At 68.9% G+C, this 16,893-nt stretch carries 16 protein-coding genes and 2 tRNA genes; 13 read left to right on the forward strand and 5 right to left on the reverse strand.

The window, feature by feature from the left end; translation table 11 throughout:
* Positions 1–23: 23 nt before the first annotated feature.
* From FHX82_RS14340 to FHX82_RS14390, 11 genes are all read left to right on the forward strand, one after another.
* The gene (locus tag FHX82_RS14340; RefSeq protein WP_145936839.1) at positions 24–3,032 is read left to right on the forward strand and encodes a glycosyl hydrolase 115 family protein; all 3,009 of its coding nucleotides are present in this window, start codon (positions 24–26) and stop codon (positions 3,030–3,032) included.
* A gap of 93 nt (positions 3,033–3,125) precedes the next feature.
* A complete protein-coding gene (locus FHX82_RS14345; protein ID WP_261377200.1) occupies positions 3,126–3,818 on the forward strand; it encodes a response regulator transcription factor in 693 nt (230 codons plus the stop codon).
* Positions 3,815–5,293, forward strand: coding sequence for a sensor histidine kinase (locus tag FHX82_RS14350; protein WP_145936841.1), 1,479 nt, complete (start codon positions 3,815–3,817; stop codon positions 5,291–5,293). The genes FHX82_RS14345 and FHX82_RS14350 overlap by 4 nt, the downstream gene beginning before the upstream one ends.
* A 56-nt stretch (positions 5,294–5,349) precedes the next feature.
* Complete coding sequence (locus FHX82_RS14355) at positions 5,350–6,279, forward strand: glycoside hydrolase family 18 protein (protein ID WP_145936842.1); 930 nt, start codon at positions 5,350–5,352, stop codon at positions 6,277–6,279.
* A gap of 11 nt (positions 6,280–6,290) precedes the next feature.
* Positions 6,291–6,527 carry a hypothetical protein gene (locus FHX82_RS14360; RefSeq protein ID WP_145936843.1) on the forward strand — a complete coding sequence of 79 codons (237 nt, stop codon included), beginning with the start codon at positions 6,291–6,293 and terminating at the stop codon, positions 6,525–6,527.
* Positions 6,524–8,698, forward strand: a complete 2,175-nt coding sequence (locus FHX82_RS14365; RefSeq protein WP_229880899.1) for a bifunctional polysaccharide deacetylase/glycosyltransferase family 2 protein — start codon at positions 6,524–6,526, stop codon at positions 8,696–8,698. Before FHX82_RS14360 ends, FHX82_RS14365 begins: the two co-directional genes overlap by 4 nt.
* Positions 8,695–9,096 (forward strand): response regulator transcription factor, encoded by a 402-nt coding sequence (locus tag FHX82_RS14370; RefSeq protein ID WP_145936844.1) that lies wholly within the window; start codon positions 8,695–8,697, stop codon positions 9,094–9,096. The genes FHX82_RS14365 and FHX82_RS14370 overlap by 4 nt, the downstream gene beginning before the upstream one ends.
* Positions 9,097–9,360: 264 nt before the next feature.
* Positions 9,361–10,317 carry a YdcF family protein gene (locus FHX82_RS14375; protein ID WP_145936845.1) on the forward strand — a complete coding sequence of 319 codons (957 nt, stop codon included), beginning with the start codon at positions 9,361–9,363 and terminating at the stop codon, positions 10,315–10,317.
* Between the two features lie 55 nt (positions 10,318–10,372).
* The gene (locus FHX82_RS14380) at positions 10,373–11,035 is read left to right on the forward strand and encodes a peptidoglycan recognition protein family protein (protein ID WP_145936846.1); all 663 of its coding nucleotides are present in this window, start codon (positions 10,373–10,375) and stop codon (positions 11,033–11,035) included.
* Between the two features lie 122 nt (positions 11,036–11,157).
* A complete protein-coding gene (locus FHX82_RS14385) occupies positions 11,158–12,006 on the forward strand; it encodes an SDR family NAD(P)-dependent oxidoreductase (RefSeq protein ID WP_145936847.1) in 849 nt (282 codons plus the stop codon).
* A gap of 25 nt (positions 12,007–12,031) precedes the next feature.
* Positions 12,032–13,267 (forward strand): acyl-CoA dehydrogenase family protein, encoded by a 1,236-nt coding sequence (locus FHX82_RS14390; RefSeq protein WP_145936848.1) that lies wholly within the window; start codon positions 12,032–12,034, stop codon positions 13,265–13,267.
* On the opposite strand, the gene FHX82_RS14395 is transcribed toward FHX82_RS14390, so the two are convergent.
* Both FHX82_RS14395 and FHX82_RS14400 read right to left on the reverse strand, forming a co-directional pair.
* The gene (locus tag FHX82_RS14395; protein ID WP_145936849.1) at positions 13,245–14,213 is read right to left on the reverse strand and encodes a helix-turn-helix domain-containing protein; all 969 of its coding nucleotides are present in this window, start codon (positions 14,211–14,213) and stop codon (positions 13,245–13,247) included. The two genes, FHX82_RS14390 and FHX82_RS14395, sit on opposite strands and share 23 nt — an antisense overlap.
* A 310-nt stretch (positions 14,214–14,523) precedes the next feature.
* Positions 14,524–14,597, reverse strand: a tRNA-Pro gene (locus FHX82_RS14400).
* Between the two features lie 78 nt (positions 14,598–14,675).
* On the opposite strand from FHX82_RS14400, the gene FHX82_RS14405 reads away from it, so the two are divergent.
* Positions 14,676–14,749 (forward strand) — tRNA-Gly (locus tag FHX82_RS14405).
* Positions 14,750–14,839: 90 nt separating this feature from the next.
* On the opposite strand, the gene FHX82_RS36970 is transcribed toward FHX82_RS14405, so the two are convergent.
* Entirely contained in the window at positions 14,840–15,307 is a 468-nt protein-coding gene (locus FHX82_RS36970) for a tyrosine-type recombinase/integrase (protein ID WP_229880901.1), read from the reverse strand.
* 294 nt (positions 15,308–15,601) lie between these two features.
* On the opposite strand from FHX82_RS36970, the gene FHX82_RS14415 reads away from it, so the two are divergent.
* Positions 15,602–16,081 carry a VOC family protein gene (locus FHX82_RS14415; RefSeq protein WP_145936850.1) on the forward strand — a complete coding sequence of 160 codons (480 nt, stop codon included), beginning with the start codon at positions 15,602–15,604 and terminating at the stop codon, positions 16,079–16,081.
* Between the two features lie 176 nt (positions 16,082–16,257).
* On the opposite strand, the gene FHX82_RS14420 is transcribed toward FHX82_RS14415, so the two are convergent.
* Both FHX82_RS14420 and FHX82_RS14425 read right to left on the reverse strand, forming a co-directional pair.
* Entirely contained in the window at positions 16,258–16,614 is a 357-nt protein-coding gene (locus FHX82_RS14420; RefSeq protein WP_145936851.1) for a hypothetical protein, read from the reverse strand.
* A gap of 4 nt (positions 16,615–16,618) precedes the next feature.
* Complete coding sequence (locus FHX82_RS14425) at positions 16,619–16,819, reverse strand: hypothetical protein (protein ID WP_145936852.1); 201 nt, start codon at positions 16,817–16,819, stop codon at positions 16,619–16,621.
* Positions 16,820–16,893 lie beyond the last annotated feature (74 nt).

The following is a 16,893-nucleotide window of genomic DNA, read 5'->3' on the forward strand; positions in this document are numbered from 1 at the left end:
TTTCGGATCAACGGAGATCGCCGATGCGCAGAATCCTCGCCGTGCTGGCTTCGCTCGCTTTCGCGCTCACCGCGGTCAGCGCTCCTGCCCCCGCCACTGCCGGGAGCGCTCCCACCGAGGAGTTTGTCGTCTCCGCGCCGGGACCGAGCCGGTTTCCCCTGGCAGCCCGCGGGTCGGTCGCGCCGCTGGTCGTGAGCGGCAGCGACTGGCCGGGCGTCACGCGCGTCGCCGGCGACCTGCAGGCGGATCTGCAGCGAGTCACCGGCACGCGGCCCGTGTTGTCGGTGGACACGGTGCCCGCCGCGCCGGAGGTCGTGCTGATCGGCACGCTCGGCCGCAGCCCGCTCATCGACGGCCTGGTGGCGTCGGGGAAGCTCGACGTGTCGGGCATCGCCGGGAAGTGGGAGACGTCGCTGCAGCAGGTCGTCGAGCATCCGCTGCCCGGCGTGCGGCGTGCACTCGTCCTCGTGGGCAGCGACCAGCGCGGCACGATCTACGGCAGCTACGAGGTGTCGCGGCAGATCGGCGTCTCCCCCTGGTACTGGTGGGACGACGTGCCCGCGCCGCACCGCGACGCGCTGTACGTCCTGCCCGGAGCGCACAGCCAGGGCACGCCCGCGGTGAAGTACCGCGGTTTCTTCATCAACGACGAGAACCCGGCGCTCGGCCGCTGGGAGCCGGGTCAGTTCGGCCCCGGTCTCGCACCCGGTTACCCGAACGGCTTCAACTCGGCGTTCTACGCGCGCGTCTTCGAAACGATGTTGCGGCTCAAGGCGAACTACCTCTGGCCCGCGGTGTGGGGCCGCGCCTTCGCCGAAGACGACCCACGCAACCACGCGACCGCCAAGGCGTACGGGGTGATCATGGGAACCTCGCACGAAGCGCCGATGATGCGCGGGATCGAGGAGTGGAACCGCCATCCGTACGCGTATGGCGGCAACGGCGAGTGGAGCTTCGTCCGCAACCGCGACGCGATCGAGCGGTACTGGGCCGACGGCATCCGGCGGATGACCGACGAGGACTTCGAGGGCGTGGTCACGCTCGGCATGCGCGGCAACGGCGACACGAGCCTGCCGGACGGCGCCGGCATCGACCTGATGCAGCAGATCCTGGACGACCAAAGGAAGATCCTCGGCGAAGTGTCCGGAAAGGACGTCACCACCATCCCGCAGGTGATGACGATGTACAAGGAGGTGCAGCGGTACTGGGACGAGGGCCTGCGCCCGCCCGACGACGTCACCGTCGTGTTCTCCGACGACAACTGGGGCAACCTCCGCAAGCTGCCCGATCCGGCGCTGCCACCCCGAAGCGGCGGTTACGGGCTGTACTACCACTTCGACTACGTGGGTGGCGGCCGCAACTACAAATGGGTGGACGCGAACCAGCTGGCGAACATCTGGGACCAGCTGAACCAGGCGTACCGCTACGGCGTGAACCGGCTGTGGACGGTCAACGTGGGCGACCTCAAGAACGACGAGCTGCCCACGCAGTTCTTCCTGGACTACGCGTGGAACCCGGACCGCTGGCCGGTGTCCCGGCTCGGCGAGTGGGAACGCCGGTACGCCGCGGAGAACTTCGGCACGCAGCAGGCGGGCGCGATCGCCGAGGTGCTGCACACGTACGGGATCCTGCAGTCGCGCCGCAAGCCGGAGCTGCTGAACCGGCGCATCACCACAAACGCGAACGGTGACGTGGTCTACGACGACCAGGCGACCCCGTTCAGCCTGACCGACTACGACGAACTGGACCGGGTCACCGCCGAGTGGCAGCGCCTCGCGACACAGGCGGAGCGGATCAAGCTGCCGCCGGAGTACCAGGACGCGTACTACGAACTCGTCTACTACGAGGTGAAGGCGACCGCGAACCTGTACGCGCTGCGGCGGGCCGAGTTCACGAACCTGCTGTACGCCGGGCAAGGCCGCGCGGCGACGAACCGCCTCGCCGACGAGACCGACGCCCGTTTCGCCGAGGACCAGGCGATGTCGGACTACTACAACAACGTCCTCGCGGGCGGGAAGTGGCGTGGTTTCCAGACGCAGCCGAAGATCGGCTACGGCGACGTCGCACGATACGGCCCGAACGCGGGCTGGCAGCAGCCGGAGAAGGACAACGAAGCCCTGCCGGACGAGGTTTTCCCGGCCGTGCAACGGATCCAGCTACCCGATCGACCCGAGCTGGGGGTGGCGATCGACGGGTCGGACAAGTGGTGGCCCGCCGAGCCGTCGGCCGCCGTGTTGCCCACGTTCAGCCCCTACCAGAGCCAGCCGCCGCAGTACATCGACGTGTTCAACCGCGGCTCGGTCCCGTTCGCGTACACCGTGCGGACCGGCGTGCCCTGGCTGCGGGTGGACCGGCCCGCCGGAGTGATCACCGACCAGACGCGCGTCACGGTCTCGGTCGACTGGACGCGGGCGCCGCGGGGCCGGACGACGGTGCCGATCACGGTCACGGGCAACGGCAACAGCGTCACGGTGCAGGCCGTGCTCGACAACCCGGTGGGCGAGCCGAAGGGCTTCGTCGAGGCCAACGGCTACGTGTCGATGCAGGCCGACCAGTACACCCGCGCGGTCGCGGCGAACGGCGTGCGGTGGGAGCGGATTCCCGGCCTCGGCCGCGAGGGTGCGGGCATGGAACCGTTCCCAGTGACCGCGCCCAGGCAGGCGCTGGGACCGCGGCTGGAGTACACCATGACGCTGTCGACCGCGGGCCCGGTGGACGTGCTGGCCTACCTGTCCCCGCGCAACGACACCCTGCCCGGCGCGGGCCTGTGCTATGCGATCTCGATCGACGACGAGACTCCCCAGGTGGTGGACATCATCGGCGCGGCGAACGACACGACGATGAACCGCCAGTGGGAACGCAACACCTCCGACAACGTCAACGTCACCACCACCCGCCACGTCGTCGGCGCCGGGACGCACACGCTCAAGGTCTGGATGGTCGATCCGACCGTGGTCGTGCAGAAACTCGTCGTGAACACCGGCGGCCTGCGGCCGAGCTACTTCGGCCCACCGCAGAGCATCCGCCGCTGAGCACTTTCACAGCGCACGCTCAGCTCGCACCCAAGCCCCTGCCAACTTCGCCCGGCACGCTGCGGGAACGGGGCGCGGAAGGGAGTGCGGGGAGTGCGACGGCAGGCACGGCTACTGGTGGTCGACGACGAACCGAACATGGTGGAGCTGCTCGCGGGCAGCCTGCGGTTCGCCGGGTTCGAGGTGACCACCGCCGACGACGGCCCGTCCGCACTCACGCAGGCCCGCCGCCACCGGCCGGACCTGCTGGTGCTCGACGTGATGCTGCCCGGGCTCGACGGGTTCGGTGTGGTGCGGCGGCTGCGTGCCGAGGGGATGCGCGCGCCCGTGCTGTTCCTCAGCGCCCGCGACGCGCCCGAGGACAAGGTCACCGGCCTGTCGCTGGGCGGGGACGACTACGTCACCAAGCCTTTCAGTCTGGACGAACTGGTCGCGCGCATCGAGGCGGTGCTGCGCCGGACCGATCCCCGCGACACCCGCCCACCGCGGCTGGCCGTCGCCGACATCGAGCTCGACGAGGGCTCGCACGAAGTGTTCAAGGCCGGGCAGCCGGTGGAGCTGTCGCCGACGGAGTTCCGCCTGCTGCGGTACTTCATGCTGAACGCCGGGCGCGTGCTGTCGAAGCAGCAGATCCTCGAAGGCGTGTGGCAGTTCGACTTCAGCGGAAACAACAGCGTCATCGAGTCGTACGTGTCGTACCTGCGCCGCAAGATCGACACGACCGAGCCCCGGCTGCTGCGCACCGTGCGCGGCGTCGGCTACCAGCTTCGGCCGCCGCGGACATGACGCGCCTCCGCATCCGGCTGCGCGCGGTCACCGCGCGCCTGCCGCTGCGGACCACGCTCGTGCTCCTGCTGCTCGCGTTGATCCTGCTCGCGCTGGTGGCAGTCGCCTTCACGTCGTCCGCCGCCCTGCGTTCGTACCTGCTGGACGGCGTCGACGACCGGCTGCGGCAGCTGGCGCGTGCCGCGAGCGACCTCGCGGGCAAGCCACCCGACGCGGGACCGCACCTGCCGAGTGACTTCGTCGTCGTGGTGACCGACGCGTCCGGGCACGTCACGAACGTGATCTCCGCGCCGTTCCAGCACGCGATCACCCCCGCGCTGCCGTCGCTGACCGTCGACCAGGTGCGGGGGTTGGCCGATCCGCTGTTCACCGTGGACTCGGCGGGCGGGGCGGACGGGCAGTGGCGGGTGCTCGCCACGGTCTCCCCCGACGGCGGTTCCTCGGTGTTCGTCGCCAGCAGCCTGGATCAGGTCGACTCCACGCTGAGCCGGTTGTCGTGGCTGTACCTGTTCGTCGGCGGGTTCGTGCTGCTGCTGTTCGCGGTCCTCGCCTGGTGGCTGGTGCGGCGCAGCCTCCGCCCACTGTCGGAGGTCGAGCAGACCGCGGCGGCCGTCGTGGCGGGCGACCTGTCCCACCGCGTGCCGGAGCGGGACAGCCGCACGGAGGTCGGGAAACTCGGCCTCGCGTTCAACAGCATGCTCGACCGCATCGAGACGTCGTTCCGCGCGCAGCGCGAGTCGGAGGCCGATGCCCGCCGCTCCGAGGAACGCATGCGCCGCTTCATCGCCGACGCCAGCCACGAGCTGCGCACGCCGCTGGCGTCGATCCGCGGGTTCGCCGAGCTGTACCGGCGCGGCGCGGCCGGTGAGGTGCCCCGGATCATGAACCGCATCGAGTCGGAGTCGATCCGGCTCGGCCGGCTGGTGGAGGACCTGCTGCTGCTCGCGCGGCTCGACGCCGAGCCCGAGCTGCGCCTCGCCCCGGTGGACCTGGTCGACCTCGCCGTGGACGCCGTGCAGGACGCCAGGGCGCTCGCCCCGGACCGCACGGTGTCGCTCGACGTCGACTGCGCCGGCGGTCCCGCCGTGGTGCGTGGTGACGAGCACCGCCTCCGGCAGATCTTCACGAACCTGGTCGGCAACGCGTTCGCCCACACCCCGCCGGGAACCTCGGTCACCCTGCGCGTGCGCACGGACGGGAGCGGTTTCGCCGTGCTGGAGGTCGCCGACGACGGTCCTGGACTGTCCGAACAGGACGCCGCCCGGCTGTTCGAGCGGTTCTACCGGGCGGACGTCTCCCGTGCTCGCAGCAGCGGCGGCTCGGGACTGGGCCTCGCGATCGTGGCCGCACTGGCCGCGGCCCACGGCGGGCGGGCCGAAGTGGACACCGCGCCGGGCAAGGGCGCGACGTTCCGGATCCTCCTTCCCCTTCACGCGGAAGTGCGCGGGATCACGGGCCTGTTACCGGTGGACTGACGTTATTCCTCGGTGACGTACAGGGTCCTCCCAGTTTTCGCGTCTTGACTGTCCTCATGAGACGACGCCTGGCCCTCGTGCTGCTCGCGGCACTGCTGCTGGTCACCGCCTGCTCCGGCTCGAACTCCAAGCAGGGCACCACCTTCGCGCCGTACGTCGACGTCACGGGGACGCATCCCGCGCTCGACGAGGTCGCCGCCAGCACGGGCCAGAAGGACTTCGTGCTCGCGTTCGTGCTGGCGAGCGGCACCACGTGCACCCCGACGTGGGGCGGCACGAAGGCCCTCACCGATCCCGAGTTGCTGCAGCAGATCAAAGCCGCGAGCGGGAACGTGACCGTCGCCACCGGCGGCGCGAACGGAACCTACCTGGAAAACGCCTGCACGGACGCCACCGCGTTGAAGGCCGCGTACGAGTCCACTCTGGACACTCTCGGCACGAACTCGCTCGATCTGGACATCGAGCAGGACATTCCCGTGAACACCGTCGTGCAGGCGCTCAAGCAGCTGCAGGACGAGCGGGGCACCAAAATCATGCTCACGCTCAAGGTCGAGTCCAGCGGGCTCACCGACTCCGGTGTGCAGCTGTTGCAGGCCGCGCAGGCAGCGGACCTCGACGTGACGGTCAACGCGATGCTGATGAACTTCGCCACCACCGGCGACTGGGCCACCTCGCTCGTCCAGAGTCTGGACACCGTGACCGCGCAAATCCGTCGCGTGTGGACGGACCTCGACGACGAGGGCGCCCACCGGATGCTCGGCGCCACCCTGATGATCGGGCAGAACGACACCGGCGAGGTCACCACCACGAGCGTCGCCCAGACCGTGCTCGACGCCGTCGCCGACCGCGACCTCGCGTTCGCCGGGTTCTGGTCCCTCAACCGCGACAACGGCGACTGCGCCGGCACCACGACCACCAGCGGCACCTGCAGCGGCGTCTCGCAGACCGCCTACGAGTTCACCTCCCTGTTCCAGAAGATCGCCTGAAAGGACCTGACGTGCTCCGAACGCGCACCGAGGTGTGGGAACCGCACCAGGGCACCCTGCCCGTCGCCGCCGACGACCCGGTTTTCGTCGACAGCAGCGGCCGCCGCCTGCTGTGGCTGCGCCTGGCCCTGTGCGGGGTGGCGCTGGCGTCCGTGGTGTTCGTCCTCGCGCTCGTGCTCAGTGTGACCGCCGGAGGGGTTTCGCCGAGCGTCAGCGCTTCCAGCCCTACCACCACCACGTCGGCGTGAAGGGCCGTGCGCTGACGGGACTGCGCCGCGCGCCGCGTTGGGTCCTCGCCGGGATCGTGACCGTGCTGCTGGCGTGCCTGCTCGCCGTGGCGGGCATCGCGAACGCGGACATCGGCAACGACGCGGACGCCGACGCCAGTGGGAGCGCTTCCAACGTCCCGTCGTCCATCCTCAACGGCGGCTCGATCATCGACGCCACCGGCGATTCCGTGGTGTCCTACGAGATCCCGGACAAGACGGTGGTGCTGACCTTCGACGACGGGCCAAGCTCCGAGTGGACCGAGCAGATCCTGTCGGTGCTCAAGGAAAACGGTGTCGTCGGCACGTTCTTCGAGGTCGGCACGCAGGTCGCGAAGTACTCCGGCATCATGCAGGACGTGGTCGACAGCGGTTCCGAGGTCGGCGTCCACACGTTCACCCACCCGGACCTGACGAAGGTGTCCGACGAACGCGTGCAGCTGGAGCTGTCCGAGTCCCAGCTGGCGCTGGCGGGCGCCGCGGACATCACCTCGAACATCGTGCGCCCGCCGTACTCGGCGACGCCGAAGGCGCTGGACAACCAGGACTACGCGGAGATCCAGAAGCTCGGCGACCTCGGTTACGTCACCGTGCTGACCGACCTCGACAGCGAGGACTGGCAGACCGACCTGTCGGTGGACCAGATGCTGGCCAACGCCACGCCCGAGAACGGTGACGGCGCGGTGATCCTCATGCACGACGCCGGCGGCGATCGCAGCAAAACCGTGCAGCTGCTGGAAAGGCTGATCCCGCTGCTGAAGTCCGAGGGCTACACGTTCACCACCGCGACCGACGCCGTGAACCTGGCGAAGGCCAACGGCACGGCGACGACGGCCGACCAGGCCCGTGGTTCCGTGCTGGTGGGCGCGATCCACGTGTCGACCGGGTTCCTCACCGCGCTCGGCTGGGGGCTCGTCGGCGTCGGCGCGCTCAGCGTCGGGCGGCTGGGGCTGATGCTGGTGTTCGCCCGGCGGCACAAGAAGCGCCGGCGTGCCTTCGCGTGGGGTGCGCCGGTGCGCGCGCCGGTCTCGGTGATCGTGCCCGCGTACAACGAAAAGGAGTGCATCGAGGACACGATCCGATCCCTCCAGGCGAGCGATCATCCGATCGAGATCATCGTGGTCGACGACGGATCCACCGACAACACGGCCGAACTGGCGGAGGCGCTCGGGGTGCGCGTCATCCGGCAGGAGAACGCGGGCAAGGCCACCGCGCTCAACACCGGGATCGCCGCCGCGCGGCACGACCTCATCGTGATGATGGACGGCGACACGGTGTTCGAGCCGACGACGGTGGGCAGGCTGGTGCAGCCGTTCGCGGATCCGGAGGTCGGTGCCGTGGCGGGCAACGCGAAGATCGCGAACCGCCGGGGACTTTTGGCTCAATGGCAGCACATCGAGTACGTGATGGGCTTCAACATCGACCGTCGCGTGTACGACCAGCTGCGCTGCATGCTGACCGTGCCGGGCGCGGTGGGCGCGTTCCGGCGCTCGGCGCTCGTACAGGTGGGTGGCGTGAGCGACGCGACGCTGGCCGAGGACACGGATCTGACGATCGCGCTCAGCCGCGCGGGGTGGCGCGTGGTGTACGAGGAGCGGGCGCGGGCGTGGACGGAGGCGCCGTCGAAGCTGCGGCAGCTGTGGATGCAGCGATACCGTTGGTGCTACGGGACGATGCAGTCGATGTGGAAGCACCGTCGCGCGGTGTTCGAGAAGGGCGCATCGGGCCGCATCGGGCGGTGGGGGTTGTTGCACCTGGCGTTGTTCCAGGTGGTGCTGCCCACGATGGCGCCGCTGATCGACATCCTCGCGGTGTACGGAATGTTCTTCCTGAACCCCGTCTACACGGCCGCGGCGTGGCTCGGGATGCTGCTGGTGCAGCTCCTCGGGGCGGTGTACGCGTTCCGCCTGGACGGCGAAAAACTGCGGCCGCTGTGGCTGCTTCCGTTGCAACAGCTCGTGTACCGCCAGCTGATGTACGGCGTGCTGATCCAGTCGGTGCTGACGGCGCTGGGCGGCACCCGGTTGCGGTGGCAGAAGCTGCGCCGCTCCGGCGGGCTCGGGGCCGCGCTGCCCGCACCGGGCTCCGGCGCGGGGACGAAAAGGGACTTTCCGGCGGTGTCCGTGACGGAGCAAGACAGGAGGAACCCATGACTCGAACGTCCGAAGTGGAGCCACGCTCAGCTGTGCTGGTCGTCGACGACAATCCGATGTTCCGCGAGCTGCTGGCCCGCGGCCTGGCACTGGAGGGCTTCGAGGTCGCGACGGCCCCGTCCGGCCCGGAGGCCCTGGTGCGGCTGTCGGAACGGCGCCCGGACCTGGTGCTCACGGATGTCGACATGCCCGGCATGACGGGCCTGGAGCTGGTCCGCACCCTGCGCGAGTGGGACGCGGACACCCCGGTGCTGTTCGTGACCGGCCGAGCCACCGACGCCGACGAGGCAGCGGGTTTCGCCGCCGGTGGCAACGGCTACCTCGTGAAACCGTTCGGCTGGTCGGAACTGCTGGAGCGGGTGCAGGCCCTGCTGGGTTCGCGGTCAGGTGCGCTGTGACACCAGACAGGTCACGAGGACACGCAGACGTCGTCCGTCGCTGACGTGCAGGTCGAATGCGAATCAGCCAGAAACGCCCCACGGGATAAGTCGGTACGAAATTCCGGAAACCTCTTCTGCTCATCGCCGCACACGCTCCTCTCGCGATCTTCGCCCTGCTCCGTCGCCCGTTCGGCCCTGTCGCACCTCCGGCCGAAATGCCCTCCCGGTTTCCGACGACTCCCGACGGGGTAACGCCGAAAACCGTCACACGGAGGGGGACCTGTGCTCTACGCGTACCTGGCCGCGGCCTCGCTGCTGTTGTTCGCCATCGGGGTCGGGCGCGAGCCGCGGCGAGTGAGCAACGCTGTGTGGCTCGGCGCGGCCGCGGTGTTCGGCGCCCTGTGGCTCCTGGTGCCCGCCGGCGCGGTGCCCTGGCTCGCCCGCCTGCTCGGGTTCGCCTTCGTGGTCGTCGCCATGATCCTGCCGCTCGTGCTGATCCTCAACGGGCTCGTCATGCTGCGCCGCGAAGGACGGTCCCTCGCGAACCTGCTGTCCCTGCTCGCCGGGCTCGCCCTCGCCGCCACCGCGGTGCTCGCCGTCGCCACCGGGCCGAGCACCAACCCGTGGGTCAACGCGCCTGTCGGCTCGATCGTGTTCGTCGTCGCCTACGCGGCGTTCCTCTTCGGTTGCTTCCTGCTCTACTCGCTCGTCTACGGCCGGGTCCGCCGCCACCGCGGCTTCACCGCGATCATCGTGCTCGGCGCCGGTCTCGCGAACGACAAGGTCACTCCCCTGCTCGCGAGCCGCCTCGACCGCGCCGTCCGGATCTACCGCCGCGAAGGCGGTCCCGTCATCGTCGTCTCCGGCGGTCAAGGTCCCGGGGAAACCATCACCGAAGCCGCCGCGATGCGCGACTACCTGATCAGCCGAGGCATTCCCACCGACCGCATCGTCGAAGAGGACAAGGCGACCACCACCGAGGAGAACCTCCGCTTCTCCGCCGCACTGCTCGGAAACGGCCCGAAGATCGCCGTCACCAGCAATTACCACGTGTTCCGCACGGCCGTCACCGCCCGCCGCCTCGGGCTGCGGCTCGACGTCGCCGGCGCCCCGACCGCCGCGTACTTCCTGCCGAGCGCGTTCCTCCGCGAGTTCGCCGCGCTCGTCGTCCACTACCGCCTCACGAACCTCGCCGCCGCGGGCGTCCTCGCGCTCATTCCGTGGGCGATGCTGCTGTGAAGAACGCCTCACGCCATGTATGGCTTTTGTACGCCCACCCCCGAAACTCCGCGCCATGACGAACCTTTCCCGGCGCGTGTTCCTGGCCACGAGCGCGGTCGTGACCACCGGTCTGCTGCTGCCCGCCACCGCGGCCGCGGCCGAACCCCGCATCTACAGCTGCGACGAGTGGGGTGCCCGGCCGCCGCAGGACGCGCTGGTCACGATCGACTCCCGGCCCGAGCGCATCCTCGTCCACCACATCGCGAGCGCCAACAGCACGGACTACTCGCTGGCGCACGCGTTCCAGGTCGCCCGTGACGACCAGCACGACCACATGGACAACAACGGCTGGTCCGACACGGGCCAGCACTTCACCATCAGCCGCGGCGGCTATCGATTGGAGGGCCGCCACGGCAGTCTCGACGCGCTGCGCGCGGGCGACCACATGATCCGCGGCGCGCACTGCCCGGGCCAGAACGACACGGCGATCGGGATCGAGAACGAGGGCACCTACATTTCGGAGCTGCCGCCGCAGGCGCAGTGGGACGCGCTGGTCGCCCTGTGCGGTTACGTCTGCGTGCAGTACGGCATCCCGCCGACCGAGATCAAGGGCCACCGGGACTACTACAACACCCAATGCCCCGGCGACGCGCTCTACGCACAGCTCCCCCGACTCCGCGAGGAGGTCGCGACGAGCCTCAGCGGGTCACAGCAGGATCCCCGACAGCGGCGGTGAGCGCGGCGGCGACCTGGCACACATCGCACAGGAAACGTGCGCTGGTGGCAAAGCCGACCGCCGGGTTTCAGGCGAGCATTCGAGAAGAGCGGCAACATCCCAAAGACAGTGGGTGATTCTCGATGACACAGATCGATTCGAAGCGGCGCCGGGTGTGGTTCATCACGGGAACGTCGTCAGGCATGGGCTACGCCATCGCGAAAGCAGCTCTGGAGCACGGGGACCTCGTGGCGGCAACCGCGAGGAACACCCGCGCGCTCGAAGAGCTGGTTACCGATTTTCCGGGGCAGGCGCTCACCATCGACCTCGACGTACGCGACGAAGAGGCCGTCAAAATGGCTGTCAGCAGGACGATCGGGGAGTTCCGTCGCATTGATGTCGTCGTCAACAATGCCGGCTTCGCGTTGGTGGGTCCGGTCGAAGGCACCAGCGACAAGCAGGCGCGGGACCTTTTCGACACGGGCTTCTTCGGTGCCCTGAACGTTCTGCGGGCCGCATTGCCCGTCCTGCGAAGCCAGCGTTCCGGCCACGTGCTTCACATGTCGTCCATCTTCGGCGAAATGTCCTTCCCGGGGACAGGCATGCTGGCCGCCGTCAAACAAGCTCTCGGAGGTGCTACCCAGGCGATGGGCGCGGAGCTCGCTCCGCTGGGCATCAAGTTCACCCAGATCGAACCGGGCGCGCTCCATACCCGGTTCTTGGCCAAATGGATTGTCGCCGAGCACGCCATCGCGGACTACGACGACACGGCAGGCGCTACCCTCGAAGGGCTGAAGGATCTTCCGCCAGAGGCGATCGCCGACGTTTCCCGCGTAGCCGCGGCAATTCTGGAGCTCGTCGACGCCGAACAGCCTCCCCTGCGTCTTGCACTGGGCAGCTGGGCCGGAGAAATCATCCGCAAGGAGATCGCCGGTCGATCGACCGATTTCGAAAACTGGTCCCACCTGACCAAGTCGGTCGACAATTCCTGAGGCCACACGGACAATGGGAGCCCACATGACCGTCTCGTTTCAGCTCAGCCCGGAGCAGGAGCAACTGAAACTCGGTGCTCGTCGGTTCGCCGAAGAGCACCTGCGTCCGCTCGCCGCCGACGTCCGCAAGGAGCCCGACCCGTTCAGCCGGGCCCTGCTGGCCCGCCCGGCGTTCGAGGAGGCGGTCGCGGCGGGGTTCCTCAAGGGGCTCATCCCGGCGCCGTTCGGCGGGACCGCCGGCGGCGGCGTCGAGGCCTGCATCCTCATCGAGGAGTGGGCCTGCCACAGCCCGGACTTCGTGATCTCGCTGGCGGGACCGCTCATCGCGCTCGCGCCTGTCTACGAGGCCGGCACGCCGGAGCAGATCGAGCGCTTCGTCGCCCCGTTCCTGGCCGACCACGGCGCTCCGGTCGCCGCCATGGCGTTCAGCGAACCGGAGGGCACCGCGAACTTCGCCGCGCCCCCGCCGGCCGAGGGCCTGCGCACGACCGCGGTGCCCGACGGGGAGTGGTGGGTCCTCAACGGGCGCAAGGCGTGGGCCTCCCATCTGCCCGGCTGGGATGGCAACGGGCCCGACGTGATGACCATCGTCTGCCGCACCCCCGGCGGGGTGTCCCTCATCGTTGCCGAACGCGAGCACCTGGCCGGCCACATCGAGGTGGAGGAGCACTACGACCTGCCCGGCCTGCGAGGCTGCCTGACGTCGCGGATCGGCCTGCACGATGTGCGCGTCCCACGGTCGAACCTCGTGGGCGCCGAGGGGCACGGTGTCCGGCTCACCTACGACGCGTTCTGGGCCACCGGCGCGTCGATCGGCATCTTCGCCGTCGCGGCGATGCGGCAGGCGTTCGAGGTGGCCTATCACTACGCGTCGACCAACACGCGAGGCGGCGCGGTGCCGATCATCGAGCACCAGTCCGTGGCCGATGTCCTGGCGGACGCCAAGAGCAGGATCGAGGCGGTCAGACTTCTGGCCTGGCGCGCGCTCGATGCCGTGATCGCGCAGGACGCGGCAGGTCCCGAACTGGCACTGCACGCCAAGATCTTCGGCTCCGAGATGGGGGTCGAGGTCATCACCCGGCTCATGAACGTCGTCGGCGTCCAGGCCTACGACACCAGCTTCCCGCTGATGACTTACCTGTCCCAGGCCCAGGCCTACCCGGTCATCGAGGGCAGCAACACCGGCATCCGCCGCCGCCAGCTCCAGGATCTGTTCCGCACACCCGGATACAACCCGCTCAGCGCGTCCGGAATGGCCTGACCGATGGGTCCCGCGCGTGCTTCCCTGCACGCACCTCACGTGGAGCGATTCCGAATTCGCGGCGGAATGCGCGGCTGAAGGAAGCCGGGTCAGTGAATCCGTGCCGCAGGGCGATGTCGGTGATCGTGGACCGGTTCAGGGGATCGGCCAGGAGCCGGGCACACTGATTCAGCCGCATCGTGCGCACGGTTTCCGCGAACGTGTGCTCCTGCCCTTCGAACAGCCTGTGCAGCAATCGCGGTGAAATCGCGAACCGGCGGCAGACCGCGACCACGGAAAGCCCGGGATCGCCCAGATTGGCCGCGATGAACCGCAGCACGTCGGCGCGAAGGGCGTCTTGTGCCGGCGCACCCCGATCTCGCGCGCCCAGTGCTGCCGAAACAACTGCGGCAAAGGACTGCTCCAGTTCGACTCGCACCTGCACCGATTCCGGTTCTTCCAGCTTCCACATCGACCGCATCATCGCGGCGGCGAGGCCCCCTACTCCGGAGCCGCCGTCGACCGGCATCGCGGTACCCTGCGTCGGATGGGACAACCGCGAGCCGAGCAGCTCGTGTGGTAGGCGGAAAGTGAACATGCGCCACTGCGACTCGAAATCGAGGAAGTACGGCAGCGTGGTGTCCACGACCCACAGCTGGCCCGGTGACATTACTGATTCCCGATCGCACTGCTGGCCCCGGCACCGGCCGGTGACCATCAGATTCACGAAGTAGAACTCCCCTCCGGACAGTTCCACCTCGCGCGGGCCATGCAATGTGCGCTGCGCCTGAGACCAGACATCGGCCCGGCTTATCTCACCAAGCGCCCGGCCTTCGACGCCACCGGCGAATCCGGCACCGGGAAACGACCTCTTCGGTGTCATGGGTATGAAGACATCGCAGATGACGTCATGCCAGTAGTCGAACTGATCCTGAACCGGCTGCTGTGCGATGTTCCAGACTGGCAATACGCACCTCCTCGATCACCAGCACCCCGGGCCACCCACTGCGTGTCGCGCGTCTCATCCCCATCGGAGGATGCGACCAACATAACCCCGGCCGACCGGCCACACAGTTCCCTCAGCGCGAGCAATCCGGCAGAGGCCCACCATCTGCGCTGGCCGAGCCAGCGGGCAGGCCGCGATTCCCCCGACCGGCGACACAGGGCGGCCCCGATGACCGGCCCTCACTCGAGCGGATTGTCTCCCACCACCAGAGGGCTGCGCGAGTTCAGGTGCCGCCCCTTGAACCTTGTTTGCCCAGGTCAAGGCCGTCAAGTCGGGATGACAGGATTTGAACCTGCGACCCTCCGCTCCCAAAGCGGATGCGCTACCAAGCTGCGCCACATCCCGATCACGCCCGGCGGGGCGCTGCGATCACTCTAGCCTCACCCGCTAGACTGGTCGCGCACCCCGGGCACCAGGGTGCATGCGGGCGTAGCTCAATGGTAGAGCCCCAGTCTTCCAAACTGGCTACGCGGGTTCGATTCCCGTCGCCCGCTCCAGCATATAGCCGCAGGTCAGCGGCAACAAAACGAGCGGCGGCCCCGATCCTGGGAACCGCCGCTCGTGTCGTTCGTGCCATTAGCGGGCCATTAGCCGACCGGAGCCAGGACGCCGAACGGCCCCTCTTCGTCGTCCGGTCGCTCCTGGGCCTTCCGGTACTGCTCCACCCGGGCGTTCAACTCCTCCGCGATCTGCCGATCCCGAACGCTCGTCGCGTGCTGATAGATCAACGCCGCTCGCACGGTGCTCTGCCCCATCCGCTGCATCAGCTCACGCGTGGTCGCCCCGGCCTCGGCCGCCATCTGGTTGCCCGTGTGACGCAGGTCATGGAAGTGGAAGCCCTTCGGCAACCCTGCCTTGACCACGGTCCGCGCCCAGTCCGTCTCCCGGTAGAAGTTCCCCCGCCGGAGCACCCCCTGCTGCTTCCCGACGAAGACCAGCCCATCACGACCAGCCTCGCTGTACTCCCTGAGGTGGGTCGCCAACTCGTCCGCCAGGAACCGGGGCAGCGCCACGACCCGGACCCCAGCCGCGGACTTCGGCGGGCCGATGTCCATCCGACCATCCTTCATCTGGGCCACCCGTCATGAAACCCGGAGGGCGATCAGTTCACCCCAGCGCAGTTCCGAGAAGGCCGCCAGCAGCACGAGGAACCGATACCGCCCCGGCACCAGCTCGGCCAAGCAGTAGACCGTTCAGGGGTCCGATGCTGGTCAGCGCCCTTGATCCGGCACCAAACCGAGCGGCGGTCCCACTCCAGGGAACCGCCGCTCGCTGCATCTGGCAAGAGCACCGATGAGTTTTCCCCTCCTCCCAAGTCAGTACGGGCACCAGACCCCCAAGGAGGAGCCATGACCGACAACCGCCTCACGACGTGTCTCTGGTTCGACGGCCGGGCTGAGGATGCGGCCAACTTCTACGTCACCGTGTTCGACAACGCGAGCATCGGGCAGGTCGCGCGCTATCCCGGGACCGGCGGCGGGCCCGCCGGGTCCGTCATGACCGTCGAGTTCGAGATCAACGGGCAGAAGTTCGTGGGGCTGAACGGCGGGCCGCAGTTCAAGTTCACCGAGGCCGTGTCGTTCCAGATCCCCTGCGAGACCCAGGAAGAAGTCGACTACTACTGGGACCGCCTCACCGCCGACGGCGGCGAGGAAGGGCCCTGCGGCTGGGTCAAGGACAAGTTCGGCCTCTCCTGGCAGGTCGTCCCCAACCGGCTGCTGGAACTGACCACCGGGCCCGACGCCGAGCAGGCCGCCCGCGCCTTCGAGGCCATGATGTCCATGCACAAGCTCGACATCGCCGCCCTCGAGAAGGCTGCCGCGGGCTGAGCTGCCACAGGCTCACGACAAGGCCACCACGGGCTGAGCCGCGCAGGCCCACAAGAGAGCCGCCGCGGGCTGGAGTCGCCCGCGGCGCTCGAAAGGCCACCGCGGGCTGAGCCCCTCAGACTGAGTCACCGCCGCCCTCGAAGCTCGCCGCGGACACAACCGCCGCGGGCAGGAGCCTAAATCGGCTCAAGGGCCAGCATCGTGTGCTGCGTGCTCAGCCCCTCGACGGACACCAGCGTGCACGCCACCACGCGCGCCTCGTACACGCGGCTCACCGCCAGCCCGGGGCGCGGCGCGAACGGGTAGTGGTTCGGCGTGAAAGCGTTTCCCCCGTTGCCGTCCTCCCGCGCGTGCACGTGGTTCATGTACCGGATCCCCGTGTCGAGATCCACGACCACGGGATGCCGGAACGGCAGGGTCATGTCGAACCCCTTCCGCTTCTTCTCCGGCCGCGTGTCCGCGAACTCCGTGATCTCGACGCGGTGACCGACGGGGATCGGCGCGGGGTAGTTCACCGCCAGTGTCGTCGTCACAAGATCACTTTAGGCGCAGCGCCGCCCGGCATTCCACGCAGCGCGGCAGCTTCCGCCACTGGTGCGTGGGCTCCGAGGGGATGCACCGCTGCCCGCACCGGGACCGCAACCCGGTACGGGGGTGGTACTCCCGCACCGGCGGCACCCAGTGCGTCGCCGCCGCGTCCTTGTCCGGCAACCAACCCCAGCACGATCCCAGATCCATGCGCGGCATGATCGGAACCGCACCCCGGCCCCGCCCACAGGACGCACCGCCGGTAACACAGCGCTTACCGGCGC

The organism is Amycolatopsis bartoniae, assembly GCF_014191255.1.
Taxonomy (GTDB): domain Bacteria; phylum Actinomycetota; class Actinomycetes; order Mycobacteriales; family Pseudonocardiaceae; genus Amycolatopsis_E; species Amycolatopsis_E bartoniae.